Origin of the sequence: Rhodocytophaga aerolata, assembly GCF_030503435.1 — a bacterium.
Taxonomy (GTDB): Bacteria; Bacteroidota; Bacteroidia; order Cytophagales; family 172606-1; genus Rhodocytophaga; species Rhodocytophaga aerolata.
This window is the reverse complement of record NZ_JAUKPO010000030.1, coordinates 29,588-42,139: the sequence shown is the minus strand read 5'-3', so window position 1 is coordinate 42,139 and position 12,552 is coordinate 29,588. Positions and strand designations below refer to the sequence as shown.

Genomic DNA, 12,552 nt, shown 5'->3' with positions numbered 1-12,552 from the left:
AAATACAGTAGTGGTATTTTTTCACACCAACTTTTATGCTAGAGTAGCTGGAACCTTTGGCTTTTCTGAACTCATTGTTGCTCTACTTTACACAGCTTTGTTTTTTTATGGAATAGTTGTGTTTGCCAGATGGGCTTTAAAAGCTAACTAGATTTTACCTCTATCGAAAAAAGTCTGATCTTTTCAGGCATTCTGTTTTATGGTTGCTGCAATTCTTTGAGCAGTGCTTCTTCCAAGGCAACAGGCAGGCCCATGAATCCTTTGGCAGTTAGCAATTTGTAATTTTTGTTAGGCAGGTACGAATCCGGCTGAACATTTCCATTCTCAAAATTTATTGCCCCTATAATATCCGGCATAGGCACATCTCCTTTGGGATTTTTTGTCCGCTTATCTACCAGGTATACATAGCCGTTGCCTACTTTCTGGCCTTCTTTCAGAAAGTCTGGTTCTGTGGGCAGATGCTTTGCCAGAAACGCATGTAAAAATGCTTTGAAAACCGGATTTTCCTCGAATTCTGCGAGGTCTACCTGGGCTGATTTCAGGTATCCGGCTATAGCCTGCGGCATACCTGCCTTGTTTTGAGGTAGAACAGAAATACAATATTGTTGCTTGCCTTCTACTCCTGCTGTAAACACATAATATTCCATATACCTTCCGGGAAACGAGATTATATTTTTTTAAGCAATAACTAGTAGTTACCACTACTCTTTACTGGCTAGCTAACTTTATTTTCTGTACTGCTTGATGATTTGTAAGACTCTTTCTATAGGTAATGCTTGTATCTGATGCCCTTTGTAGCCTTGCATCGTACGGGCTGTAAACAGGGAATTAATGATGGCCTCTTCCGTAGCTTCAATAGCCGCTAAAAAAAGAGGAGACATATTATCATTCCGCAGCAGGGGTACCTGGTCTAAAGGTTGAGCCGATTCGTGGGGAATCCGGTAAGCGGTAGAAATACTTATGACATAATCTCCACTGCCATTAGAAGCAATTCCGCCGGTTTTGCCCAGGCCAAGCATGGCCCGTTTAGCAAGCCGCTTTAGATTACGGGCATCCAACGGGGCATCTGTTATAACTACCATCATGCAGGAGCCGTCGGATGATTTATCCAGCTCTTGCTTAAACGAATACTGACCTAGTTCCTCTCCTACTGGTACGCCATCCACCTGCAACACGCCGCCAAAATTACTTTGCACCAGCACACCCACCGTGTATCCACCCAGGGACGCTGGCAATTTGCGGGAAGCTGTTCCTATTCCCCCTTTATATCCGAAACAAACAGTACCCGTACCTGCGCCTACATTACCTTCTTCCACCCTTCCCCCACTGGCTTTCCGGATGGCTTCCAGTACATGTTCTTTCTTTACATGCCGGCCCCGGATGTCATTCAGAAATCCGTCGTTGGTCTCTCCTGCAACTACATTTACTGAGCCAATGGCTTCATTGCCGGGTTGAGATAAACTGTACTCCACTAAAGCTTCTGCGGCGGTGGCTACATTTAAGGTATTGGTTAAAACTACCGGACTTTCTATGAGCCCTAGTTCCTCTACTTGGGTAGAACCTATTAATTTACCAAAACCGTTTCCTATATAGATCGCAGCCGGCAATTTCTGCTGAAATAGATTATCGCCATGCGGCAAAATGGCCGTAACACCAGTGCGGATATTGTCTCCCTGGATTAAGGTTACCTGCCCCACTTTAACACCTGGCACATCAGTAATGGCGTTTAGCGGCCCTGTAGGCAATACGCCTATGTGAATGCCATAATCACGGGCCCTTTTTACTTGTTGAGCCATTAAATGATCCATTGTTAGGGTATTAAAAATCAGGAACAGGCACAAATATATCCGATGTTGATTGCGCATAAAGAAATGTGTACACGAGCAGTAAGCAAAACAAACTCTACCTACCTAAACATAGGTAATTCAAAGGTAAATCGAAAGCACTCGCCTGATCTTTTAAATACTTCCCGCTTGTTATAATACGATTGATGGTAGAGAAAATTTTTATCTTTTATATAAATGCAACAATGTTGCATTTAACTATATTTGCTCTTAGGGTTGAGCTTGCAGCGTATCTTTACCTGCTTGCGCACCATATTCAGTGATACATTAACTAAAATCAATTTACCTATGAATCAAAATAGCGTGGAAGTACTGATTATTGGCGGCAGTTATGCCGGACTCAGTGCAGGTATGGCTTTGGGGCGTTCCTTACGGAATGTGCTGATTATTGACAGTGGAAAACCATGTAACAGACAAACGCCTCAATCTCATAATTTTATCACACACGATGGCCAGACGCCTGAGGCTATTGCCGCAAAAGCCAGAACGCAAGTACTTGCATACTCCACTGTACAAATTATCCACGATACAGCAATAAGAGCCGACAGAAAAGCCGGTAGATTTGAAGTAACTACAGCTTCGGGAAGCGTAGTTGTAGCAAAAAAATTACTCATGGCGACAGGTATTACAGACCTGATGCTGGATATACCAGGGTTTGCGGAGTGTTGGGGTATATCTGTGCTGCATTGCCCTTATTGCCACGGCTACGAGGTAAGGAACCAAAAAATAGGCATCCTGGGAAATGGAGATAATGGATATGATTTAGTCAAACTGCTCTCCAACTGGAGCAAGCAACTGGTGCTTTTTACAAATGGAAACGCTACTCTTACCCCAGAACAACGGCAAAAACTGCAACAGTATCAGATTCTGGTAGTGGAAACGGCTATACAGGAGATAATCCATACAAAAGGCTACCTTACAGAAGTAACTATGGCCAATGGCAAGCCCTATACGCTAGATGCGATGTTTGCCAGGGTTCCGTTTGTGCAGCATACAGACCTGGCTTTGCAGCTTGGGTGTGCCCATACAGAAGCCGGGCATATTGTTACAGATGAATTTGGAAGAACTACAATACCCGGAGTATATGCCGCAGGCGACAGTACTACTCCAATGCGGTCTGTGGCAATGGCCATTGCAGCTGGTAACAAAGCTGGCGCAGTGCTAAATAAAGAGATGATTGATGAGACCTTCTAAGATAAGCTATTGGTGGCCTTAGATAAAAAAAGAAAGGATTAAAAGAAATCTTTTGTAGCCCAAGCTCCTTTCCGATTTTCTTTTAATCCTACTTAAAGGTGTTAATGATTTATTCCTAAACTATTAACGTCTTGTATAGATGCTTATACGGACCTTTTAAAAAATAGTTACAGGCAAGTTGCATAAGTTTTCAATTTATTTTTTTGCCCGCCAGCTTTTCTTGCTGTATGGGTTGCCTACTGAACAGATTTAATCCAGGATTCTGCGGATGGCATGTCCTTAAACACCTGAGATGTGTAATGAGGTGTTTTTTTAATTAAATCTTGTAAAGCAAACTGGCCAAATATATCTGGCGGATAAATAAACGCAATGTTCTTTAACCCTGCCTGAATAGCCCTTGGAAACCAGTCTTTGGCAATCCACTCATTAGCAGAAGTCCAGGTGCCTTTTACTTTGCGTGTATCGGAAATAATATTCGGGCACTTGTATTTTTGTATGCAGGCAAGGCTCTGGTTTAAGCTTTTTTTCAGTTTCTCGTCGCTTGGGTAGCCGTTACGCGTACTGATGACTACCTTGTTTGCCTGATCGTATTCTATTCTGCAAAAGTCGTCTTGATAAAAGAGTACTAGTTCACTTGTCATAGGTAAATAGTTTAAAAAATATACGAATTGATTTTCGCCTTCATCCCTTTACTGAAAAACAGGTAATTGTGCAAAGGTAGTTGCAGATGGTCTGTATTGGTAAGATCAGGGATTGCTAAGCGGATTTTACTTTGCCACACATAAAAAAGAAGGAAAAAAGGCACATATGTAAATGGCAGGCAGCGTAGCAAAAGGCTATACTGCCAGTCAGGATATGAACGGTGCTTTGGCTTGTTTGCCGGGTCGTATTCTGCTTACCTGCCTGATAACGCTATTCTTCTGGCAGAAAACTAGTAGGCCGGGAAATGGACATGAAAGGTAGTTCCGGTATTTTCCTCACTTTCAATAAAAATATCCCCATTGTTCAGATCAATTACCCGTTTTACCAGGTACATACCAATACCGCGGCCTTCTACTTCCGGATTAAACCGTTTAAAAATCTGAAATACTTTTGGAAGATTTTCAGCTTTTATCCCCAGACCATTGTCTGAAAAGGTGATATATAAACGTCCGTCTTTACGAAAACAGGCAATATCTATGACGAGTGGGCGGTCATACGAGCGGAATTTAACCGCATTCGATAGCATGTTGTACACAAGACTTTTGGCGTGCCGTCTGGGAATACTAAGATAAGGCGTTTGCATCTTCACATTCACCATAGCTCCGGCTTCCGAAATCTGTTCCAGCAATCCGGTTTTTACTTCGTCAACAATTTCGGACAGGTTTACCCGTTCTGTTTTTTCCGGGTGTATTTCTGTAACCTGTGTGAGGTCATGCAACGTGGATTTGAGATCAGCGATAGATTTCTGTAAATGCCGGATATATGTTTCAATATGCTGAGGCCTTTCAGTAAGCTCCTGATCCAGAAAGGACAGTAAACTATCCATATTATGGACAGGCGAACGAAGATCATGGGATGCAGTGTAGACAAAGGTATCCAGTTCGGTGTTGCGGCTAGCCAGTTTTTTCATCTTCAGGTCTAACTCTCTCCTTTCGGTTATATCCATAGAGGCACCGGTGATTTTGCCATTTGTGTACCTGCCTCTCTCCCATATATGTTTAATTTTACCATCGCTGCATTGAATTCTATATTCTACGGTGTAGGGCTCTTCGCGGCCTTTTGAACTCTGCAAAGCCATCTGGAAGGTTTCTTTATCGTCTGGGTGTATGCGGGTGAGCAATACTTCCATCGTTATTTTTCCAGCGCCAGGTTCTATCTCAAATATATGATATAACTGTGGTGTCCAGTAACTTTCATTCAGTTGCTCATCCCACTCAAAGGCACCTATACCCGCTATTTCCTGACTTTCCAGCAGCAATTCCTGGCTGCGTTTCAGTTCTTCTGCTTTGCTCCGTTGCTCAGTAACTATTTCGGTAGAGACCACCAGGCCATCTTCGAATTTAATGCCGCTCTCCCGTATCCAGTCGTTGAGGCCATCGTGCGGATAAAAGAACTCAAGCTGGAAAGGTTCTCCTGTTTCTACCACTCTGGCATACCGCTCAATGTTTGAGTTGGGTTTTAGTCCTCCGGGAAATGCATGCGAAAAGAGTTTTCCTTTTGCCGGATCGAAATCAGAGAGATGGTCGGCATACATTTCTTTAGCTGCCCGGTTGAGCATAACAAAAAGAAAATCGACAATCTGGTTTTTCTCATCGCGTACGGCTTTAAAAACGCCTACCCCGCTCCAGGTAGAATCTAGCACCCCCTGCAACAGCGTGTTTTTCCGTTGCAGTTCTATCTGATTAGTTTTCTGCTCAGTAATATCTTCACTCATGACCAGCACCCCATCCTCAAATTTTGTTATCCGCTCTCTGAACCACTGGCTCTGACCGTTGTAAACCACGGTATGTTCTTTTTCAAGTGCATTACCGGTAATGGTTACCTCTGTATACCACTGTAAAGGCTTTTCATCTTTATTTATATTAACCGCGAGCATGATCTGTGACATTTTCAACTCACCGGAGCTCTTATAATGCCTGAGAATTTGCTCGGCTCTTTTATTGCCCCATAGCCAGCAAAAATCTACTATGTTGTTTTTCTCATCTCTGATGGCCTTCAGCAGGAAAGTAGCATACCAGGGAGAGTCAAACAATTCATTCAACAACTGTTCAGTGGCAGTGTTACGTAATGTCTGGTGAATCATAATGCAAAATTCTTCTAAATGCTTTGACCAGAAGCTGTTTTTCAATCGGCTAGCTACACTGACCTGAGGTGTGTTAGGAGAATACAGGAAGAATAAAGAACAAGGATGCCCGATATCAAAGCATAGTTTTTATAAGTGATTTGTCCTTGCTGCCATTCAATTTACCAGTTCTTTGGTTCTCTTATACACTAAAAAGTCCGTACAGTTAGAAATTGGAATTAGAGTACGCCAAGTTCTTCCTAAACGGTAAAGTAAAGGCATCCCTTTTTCTGCTACTCCGGAATTGGTCTAGCCTATTTAACGATAATTTGTAAAAATGTTGACTATAACTTGTATAAACGGTTTAAAAAGCCCTAAAAATTAGTAACACATCTTTACGTGAGCAAACAAAATTTTCAGGTATAACAAATTAACAGAAAATATTTTATGGCTTAACCAGGAAAGCGAATATATATGCTTCCCGGTCTATACGCAAATCTCAGTATTTTTGATACTACTTTCAGGCAAAATATGCATATTTTAACAGCACCTTCATAAAACCGATACTCGATAAGGTTTTCCCATAAAGCAGGTTGAAATATTCCCTTAAAAAGGTTACTTATGCCGCTCTCTTCCATAAACCAAGTGCAGACAGTAGAAAAGCGACAACCAGCCAGGCTGCCCTATACTTTTACCAATTCTATTCTCTTTTTAATACCATGTTTAAATTACTTATTGCTTTTGCTTTGGCCTGGACTATATTCAGTCCCAGTTATCAGCCGGTTATTCTTCAGCCCTATTCTTATACATTAATTCCCGATAGTTCAGTAATAGAATGGAAAGGTGCCAGCCCGAAAGTATCGCACCATGGAACATTTGCTGTGACAAGCCAGGGCATACACGTAGTGGACGGACAGGTTGTGGGCGGCACATTTCGTATCCCTATCGAATCTATCCGCAACATTGACCTACCCAAAACCATAAAGCCTGTTTTGCTGAAACATTTAAAAAGCAAAGATTTTTTTAATATAGCCCTTTATCCGGAAGCTACTTTTACATTAACAGAAATAACACCTTTACCCAACCCTGCCGATGGAGCAATAGCAGGTGCCAATCAGATGGTAAGTGGTAATTTCACGTTGCTGGGGCAGACACACCCGCTTTCTTTCCCGGCTAACATTACTTTAGCGGATAACCGGCTAACGGTTGAATCTTTATTTACTCTTGACCGCACAAAGTGGGGGATGACGCACGCAGCCGATCCTTCACTGGGTAACAGATATATTCTTCCAGAGGTGGATATCCACCTGAAAGTACAAGCCAGAATAAACCATGAAGAGTAACTATAGCTGTTAGCTACTATTTTTATTTAGTAGCATACACTTCCTTCAGTTGTTGGGTTAGGTAGGCAAAGGCCGCCGGTGCTTCCTGGCTAATGTCGCCTACTCTCCCTTCAATTACGATAGGCCCTTTGTAGCCAATGGTTTTCAGTGCTTGAAAATAGGGTCTAAAATCTTCCCCAACTACTCCCGGAAACGTACGTTTTTCTTTTTCGGCAATCTCTACATACACTATGTATTTGCGGGCATCCAGAATGTGTTGGGGCGGTTCATTTTCCTTCATCATGTGGTAGATATCTGCATTCAGGCGGAAGTTGGGGTGGTTTACCATTTTTACTATTTCGGCTGCTTCTTCCAGCGTATTCAGAAAGTTTGTTTCTGTACTATTCAGGCTTTCAATGGCAATGGTTCTGTTGTATTTTTTTGCAACCTGCGCCATTTTCCGGCAGAGGCTGGCGAACTCCTTTTTTGCCTGCTCTTTATTATACCCCTCCGGTAATCTCCTGGAACCTCCGCTACCCAATACAATCAGCGGTACATTTGCCCGTTTTGCCCGGTAAAAAACCGTATCCAAATAATTAAGTATCCGTTGCTCATCTACCTGAGGTCCGGTAATTTTTATACTGCCCGGAAAAAGAACATTACAGAGGTAGAGCTTGCATTTAGTTTGTTTTATTTGTTGAAGGTTCTCTTCAAATGCTGCCTCCGATAAAGAGGGAGATAACATTTTTCCTACGGTTTCGCCAATCATCCTGAACCCGGTAGCATATAATAAACTATCGTTGCTGATAGAAGCTACGACTCCGAGAGTGGGCATAGCCTGACTATTGGCCTGCTGAAGCCCAATAACTACATTCAGGATAAGAAAAACCAGATACAAGCATTTTTTCATAAAAATAAAGATTAGGTGAACACAAACATTGGCGCATGCAAAAAGACAGGCAAGTTATAAAAATTAGGTATCCAAGTAAACACCTGGTTGCGGCTAAGGCTCTAAATATTCAGGTTACAAGATTACGGATATCCAGTTAATGCCATCTGGGTAGACACACACCCAATTCCTTCACTTTTGTAGAGAGCAGGGTTTCCTATAGTGCACGTACTGTTAATTTTTTCTGCTGCAGCATGTTTACCTGCCGGAGCTTTCATTATCAATGAATAATGGAATGGTAAACTGCAGAGAATAAGAATAAGGAGTGCACACAGATCAGGGAAATGCTCCGGAGATTCCCTGCCTGCCGCGGCTCAATGGCCTGACCTATACACTACCTCAACAACAACAAACTTCTGATACACTCAGGTCTCTTTTCTCTCCTGCTCCGCATACCTATTCTGCTACTTAACACTCTAATCCTGAAAAAATGAAAAAATCAGCATTATTCGGCATGCTGCTGCTAGTGGCATGTACCCAGTTCTCTTGCAACAAAGAGGATAAACTGACCAAAACCCCAACCGAAAACGAGCAAACACCCACAAATGAAGGTTCGTTGCTGGGAGGTAAAACCAGTACCATTGAAGCACTGAGCGAAGCCTATTTTGCCCAACACACAGATGAAGCCGCCAACGCCTCAAAAGTAATCTCGGTAACCAATGAATTTATGGCCATTAACGGGCAAACGGATGAATTCAGAAACAAAAAACCTGCCCGCATCCAGCCCATTTATGCCTATGGTGTAGAAGGCGTAGCATATTACGAAATCTGGTTTAGTGAAGATAATAAGACACCTAAAGGCTGGATACTGATCAGTGCCACAGACAAAGATTATCCCTTGGTAAACTTTTCGCAGGGTATCCCTTATTCCTCACATATGCTAACCGAAGCGAATCAAGCGAATAAAATATACCGCTTTGGGGTAAGCTACTATGCGATGGAAGAAAACGGACGCAAGGTTGCTGATTATGGACGCATGCCCACCTACATAGCCAACCAGGACCGGGATCTGGAAGACAGCAACAGTGAAGACACGAAAACAGGCGACAAAAGCGCCAGAAAAAGTGCTGTAGAAGCCACCGAAGGTGTGGAATATATGGCCATTGCCGATTATGAGTCGTTGAAACAGTTGTATGCCCAGCACTATTATTCACCCAAAAGAAACATAGCTGCCCTGGAGATGAAAAGACGTATTTTTCCAGCTAACGGCCATGGGGAAGCCTTGAAACGTACAGGTGCCAACCAGCGCACAGAGGGGTATTATCAATACCGGTGGGTGCCTGGGCTAAGAACCTACTATACGCAGATTCCAGCCTATACAAGTGTTAACTCATATCCTTGCTGGTCGGGCTGTAATAACAATGCCTGGGCCGGTATTTATGGCTGGTGGGATGCCAACCGCGGAAAAGCCTCATTAATTCCTACCACTTCTACTGGCGAAACAAGTCCCCGCTACCGCAACACAGTTGCCAGACGCAATGTGGTCGATCCCGTACAAATGTATACACGGTCGGTGAGTGGTACATATTGTGGTAGTGGTACCGGCTGGACTTACTGGAGCAATGGCTACAAAGGAGTATTCTACTCTGGTGCGAAGGGCTATGGATACAATTACCGCTATCAGTGGTGTAATAGTGCCGGCTGCAATGTAAACCTGGCAAACATTGTAACCGAAGGCATCGCCAATAATTATACCCCGGTACATATTGGAGCAAATTCACACTTCTATATTGGCCTGGGCTGGTCACAATGGACTGATAACACCGATTGGACATGGGCCTACTGCTATCCGGGCTGGTCTGAGAACGACAACGATAACGTATGGATATGGTGGAAAGACATGAATACTGCCACCCGTTTGTATATCTATTAGCAGCTGCTTTAAAAGTACGCAAGAGTGGTTACTAAGGCCACTCTTGCATTTTACTGTTACGCTTTGCTACCTCTGCTCATTCATTAACTCTACAGTAACGATGATGGCCTGGTTACTTAAGGCTTCTAATTCTATCTGGGGAGTGTTCCATAAAGCTAAACCATCTTTGGCATGTAACAATCTTCCCTCTAGCTCAAAAGCTCCGTTAACTACAAAAGCAAACAAAGTGGATTGCTGATTTTTTAAGGGATAGAAAGCTTCTTTTCTTCCATCAAACCTGCCCAGGCTGATAGCAAATGGATAAGCAGTAGTATTGCATACAGAATTAAGCGAAAACAGCTGATTCTCCAGAGAAGCTAAATCAAAAGCAACAACCTGCCCATGGCCTGATACAGCTGCTTCATTGGTTTTTATACTTACATGCAGAAACGTTATCTCTTCTGCTTCATAGGGATTAGTCAGAGGCAAGGTAACCTGGGAAGCCACTGGCAAAATAAGTATTTCACCCACATCCAACTTAGTGACAGTAGCATCCGGCTCGATAACATTCACCTGGCCTGTAATGGGAAGGATACTTATATACGATGCTTCCTCTACAACTAATTTGACCTCTTGCAAACCTGCTATTGTTACTTCATTTACTGCATAGAGGCTGCCAAAAGCAGTTTTATGCTTATTAAAATAGTCTTCAAAATTGAAGGTGCTATACCGTTGGTAGCCGGGAGTTTGGGTAGTTCCCCGCTGGCCTGCCAGAAAAATTTTTCCGCCGGATTGTTTTACTCTATCCTGGTTGCGGTATTCGACGATGCCATTTCTGCCTCTGAGTTTTTACGTCAGACATCGGTAGATATATTATTTGTAGATATTCAAATGCCAGATATCTCCGGCATTGATCTGGTGCGTACCTTAAAAAAAACCTATCATTATTTTTACTACGGCTCACAAGAAATTTGCCTATGAGGGATTTGAATTAGAAGCCTTAGACTACCTGCTCAAACCCATGGACTTTGACCGGTTTACTAAAGCTATTCAAAAGGCTCTAGATTATCTGGACTATAAAAAAACACCCAAAGATATTTTCAATGAAAGTCTGTATGTAAACTCCGAATACAAGCTTGTTAAAATTGTGCTTAAAGAGATAGAGTTCATTGAAAGTTTAGAAGATTACATCCGTATCCACCTGGAAGGTACAAAACCTATTCTTACATTACCATCTATGAAAAAGATATTGGAGAAACTGCCTTCTAACAAATTCAAACGGATACACCGAAGTTACATCGTCCGTATGGATAAAGTTGTGACCATTCTTAACCGGAAAGCACAGTTAAAAGTGGTAAAGAACTACCTATCAGTGATTCTTTCACAAGCTTTGTTCAGGACTGGCAAAACAATAGCCATTAACAAGCAATGGTCGTCAGTATTTTGCTGATATACCCTATGTTTAACGCTACTCTCTACCGGTATTTCTGGCCATGCCATGTATTTTCAAGGAAATATAGTCTCCAATAGTGCCCAGGTTGTATCCTTTGCTTTTGGCTTCACTAATAAAATCTGCATTTACCCCATGGATTTTGGCTTCTATTAACTTATTGATGGGGAGATTGGAGAAGCCGGCCGTTTCCAGATCGTGAATATAGCTGGCATTTACCCCATGAATTTTTGCTTCACTGAGTTTTTCCAGAGTGAGATTGGTAAAGCCCAGCTTTCTCATTTGCCCAATGTATGAAGGGTCTACCCCATGTATTTTCGCAGAAAGCACCTCCTGCATACTAAGATTAGTAAAACCTTCTTGCTTCAAAGAATTGATAAAATCTGCATTTACTCCGTGTATTTTGGCTTCCATCATTTTTTTCATGTCCAGTCCTGTATAGCCATTGGCTTGAATTTCCTCTACATACGCCTGGTCAATTCCATGAATTTTTGCTTCGATCACTTCTTGTATGGAAGGCTTTTTACCACTGTATTTTTCAAATAACCCTATATACTCCTGATACTTTTTCTGGGAAACCTCATGTATGGCTAGTTCCATTAACCGGTTTCCTTCAATTTGGGTGTAGTGGGTTTTAAGGAACGCAATGTATTGCTTTTGCATATCAGCCAGGTAGAGGTGAAACATAAAGTTTTCATCGCGGCTAGTAATTCCTTGCTCAGTCAGGTATGTTAAAAATGCTTCATTGGCTACAAATTCGTATGTGCCATCTCCTTCTGCCTGATAGAGCTTTCCAGTCAGCGTAAGAGTTCCCGTTTGCCGGGTTAGTTGAAATACATCGGTTTGCTTTTTTTCAAAAGCATTTTTATCGAAACACTCCGTTATACCCCAATTGTGCTCATTTTCATTTTCACCAAACCGGATACAATACTTATCTCTGGTTTCCCGGCTATGCCAGTAACCCTTTGTCATATCTTGGGTAATGGATTTAGTCTGTTTGGAACGCTGTTCAGCATTATCCCATCTGGCAGCATAGGGTAAATTTACAGCTGTCAATAATCCCATGCTTGTGGCAGGCAGGGTTAGTATAAAAAATGCACCTGTAAAAACAGAAACCAGGAAAGAAACTATCCTGACGTTAGAAGATATAGATGGTAAGTTCATGGGTAGCGTAATT

At 42.3% G+C, this 12,552-nt stretch carries 13 protein-coding genes; 6 read left to right on the top strand and 7 right to left on the bottom strand.

From position 1 onward, the window contains the following. Positions 1–197: 197 nt before the first annotated feature. Both Q0590_RS29405 and Q0590_RS29400 read right to left on the bottom strand, forming a co-directional pair. A complete protein-coding gene (locus Q0590_RS29405) occupies positions 198–647 on the bottom strand; it encodes a hypothetical protein (RefSeq protein ID WP_302041228.1) in 450 nt (149 codons plus the stop codon). A gap of 78 nt (positions 648–725) precedes the next feature. Then, the gene (locus Q0590_RS29400; protein WP_302041267.1) at positions 726–1,808 is read right to left on the bottom strand and encodes a DmpA family aminopeptidase; all 1,083 of its coding nucleotides are present in this window, start codon (positions 1,806–1,808) and stop codon (positions 726–728) included. A 324-nt stretch (positions 1,809–2,132) separates the two neighbouring features. Here Q0590_RS29400 and Q0590_RS29395 point away from each other — a divergent pair, with 324 nt between their 5' ends. Next, positions 2,133–3,038 carry an NAD(P)/FAD-dependent oxidoreductase gene (locus tag Q0590_RS29395; RefSeq protein ID WP_302041227.1) on the top strand — a complete coding sequence of 302 codons (906 nt, stop codon included), beginning with the start codon at positions 2,133–2,135 and terminating at the stop codon, positions 3,036–3,038. A 236-nt stretch (positions 3,039–3,274) separates the two neighbouring features. Here the strand turns inward: Q0590_RS29395 and Q0590_RS29390 are convergent, their stop codons facing one another. Both Q0590_RS29390 and Q0590_RS29385 read right to left on the bottom strand, forming a co-directional pair. Next, on the bottom strand, positions 3,275–3,679 hold the full coding sequence (locus Q0590_RS29390) for a hypothetical protein (protein ID WP_302041226.1): 405 nt from the start codon (positions 3,677–3,679) through the stop codon (positions 3,275–3,277). Between the two features lie 290 nt (positions 3,680–3,969). Beyond that, positions 3,970–5,823, bottom strand: a complete 1,854-nt coding sequence (locus Q0590_RS29385) for a PAS domain-containing sensor histidine kinase (protein ID WP_302041225.1) — start codon at positions 5,821–5,823, stop codon at positions 3,970–3,972. 698 nt (positions 5,824–6,521) lie between these two features. Between Q0590_RS29385 and Q0590_RS29380 the strand changes: the two genes are divergently transcribed. Continuing rightward, positions 6,522–7,145: a YceI family protein gene (locus tag Q0590_RS29380; RefSeq protein WP_302041224.1), complete on the top strand. Its 624-nt coding sequence runs from the start codon at positions 6,522–6,524 to the stop codon at positions 7,143–7,145. Positions 7,146–7,167: 22 nt separating this feature from the next. Here the strand turns inward: Q0590_RS29380 and Q0590_RS29375 are convergent, their stop codons facing one another. Next, positions 7,168–8,034 (bottom strand): sugar phosphate isomerase/epimerase family protein, encoded by an 867-nt coding sequence (locus tag Q0590_RS29375; protein WP_302041223.1) that lies wholly within the window; start codon positions 8,032–8,034, stop codon positions 7,168–7,170. 304 nt (positions 8,035–8,338) lie between these two features. Between Q0590_RS29375 and Q0590_RS29370 the strand changes: the two genes are divergently transcribed. After that, positions 8,339–8,485, top strand: coding sequence for a hypothetical protein (locus tag Q0590_RS29370; RefSeq protein ID WP_302041222.1), 147 nt, complete (start codon positions 8,339–8,341; stop codon positions 8,483–8,485). 18 nt (positions 8,486–8,503) lie between these two features. Continuing rightward, a complete protein-coding gene (locus Q0590_RS29365) occupies positions 8,504–9,946 on the top strand; it encodes a hypothetical protein (protein ID WP_302041221.1) in 1,443 nt (480 codons plus the stop codon). A gap of 66 nt (positions 9,947–10,012) precedes the next feature. On the opposite strand, the gene Q0590_RS29360 is transcribed toward Q0590_RS29365, so the two are convergent. Next, positions 10,013–10,564, bottom strand: a complete 552-nt coding sequence (locus Q0590_RS29360; protein ID WP_302041220.1) for a pirin family protein — start codon at positions 10,562–10,564, stop codon at positions 10,013–10,015. Positions 10,565–10,615: 51 nt separating this feature from the next. Between Q0590_RS29360 and Q0590_RS29355 the strand changes: the two genes are divergently transcribed. Both Q0590_RS29355 and Q0590_RS29350 read left to right on the top strand, forming a co-directional pair. After that, positions 10,616–10,906, top strand: coding sequence for a response regulator (locus Q0590_RS29355; protein WP_302041219.1), 291 nt, complete (start codon positions 10,616–10,618; stop codon positions 10,904–10,906). A gap of 40 nt (positions 10,907–10,946) precedes the next feature. Beyond that, entirely contained in the window at positions 10,947–11,375 is a 429-nt protein-coding gene (locus Q0590_RS29350) for a LytR/AlgR family response regulator transcription factor (RefSeq protein ID WP_302041218.1), read from the top strand. 18 nt (positions 11,376–11,393) lie between these two features. Here Q0590_RS29350 and Q0590_RS29345 read toward each other — a convergent pair whose 3' ends face one another. Continuing rightward, entirely contained in the window at positions 11,394–12,539 is a 1,146-nt protein-coding gene (locus Q0590_RS29345) for a hypothetical protein (protein ID WP_302041217.1), read from the bottom strand. Positions 12,540–12,552: the final 13 nt, after the last annotated feature.

Coding starts and splice junctions, on each gene's coding strand:
- Q0590_RS29405 (WP_302041228.1), bottom strand. CDS start 647: ATGGAATATTATGTGTTTACAGCAGGAGTAGAAGGCAAGCAACAATAT.
- Q0590_RS29400 (WP_302041267.1), bottom strand. CDS start 1,808: ATGGATCATTTAATGGCTCAACAAGTAAAAAGGGCCCGTGATTATGGC.
- Q0590_RS29395 (WP_302041227.1), top strand. CDS start 2,133: ATGAATCAAAATAGCGTGGAAGTACTGATTATTGGCGGCAGTTATGCC.
- Q0590_RS29390 (WP_302041226.1), bottom strand. CDS start 3,679: ATGACAAGTGAACTAGTACTCTTTTATCAAGACGACTTTTGCAGAATA.
- Q0590_RS29385 (WP_302041225.1), bottom strand. CDS start 5,823: ATGATTCACCAGACATTACGTAACACTGCCACTGAACAGTTGTTGAAT.
- Q0590_RS29380 (WP_302041224.1), top strand. CDS start 6,522: ATGTTTAAATTACTTATTGCTTTTGCTTTGGCCTGGACTATATTCAGT.
- Q0590_RS29375 (WP_302041223.1), bottom strand. CDS start 8,034: ATGAAAAAATGCTTGTATCTGGTTTTTCTTATCCTGAATGTAGTTATT.
- Q0590_RS29365 (WP_302041221.1), top strand. CDS start 8,504: ATGAAAAAATCAGCATTATTCGGCATGCTGCTGCTAGTGGCATGTACC.
- Q0590_RS29355 (WP_302041219.1), top strand. CDS start 10,616: ATGCTTATTAAAATAGTCTTCAAAATTGAAGGTGCTATACCGTTGGTA.
- Q0590_RS29350 (WP_302041218.1), top strand. CDS start 10,947: ATGGACTTTGACCGGTTTACTAAAGCTATTCAAAAGGCTCTAGATTAT.
- Q0590_RS29345 (WP_302041217.1), bottom strand. CDS start 12,539: ATGAACTTACCATCTATATCTTCTAACGTCAGGATAGTTTCTTTCCTG.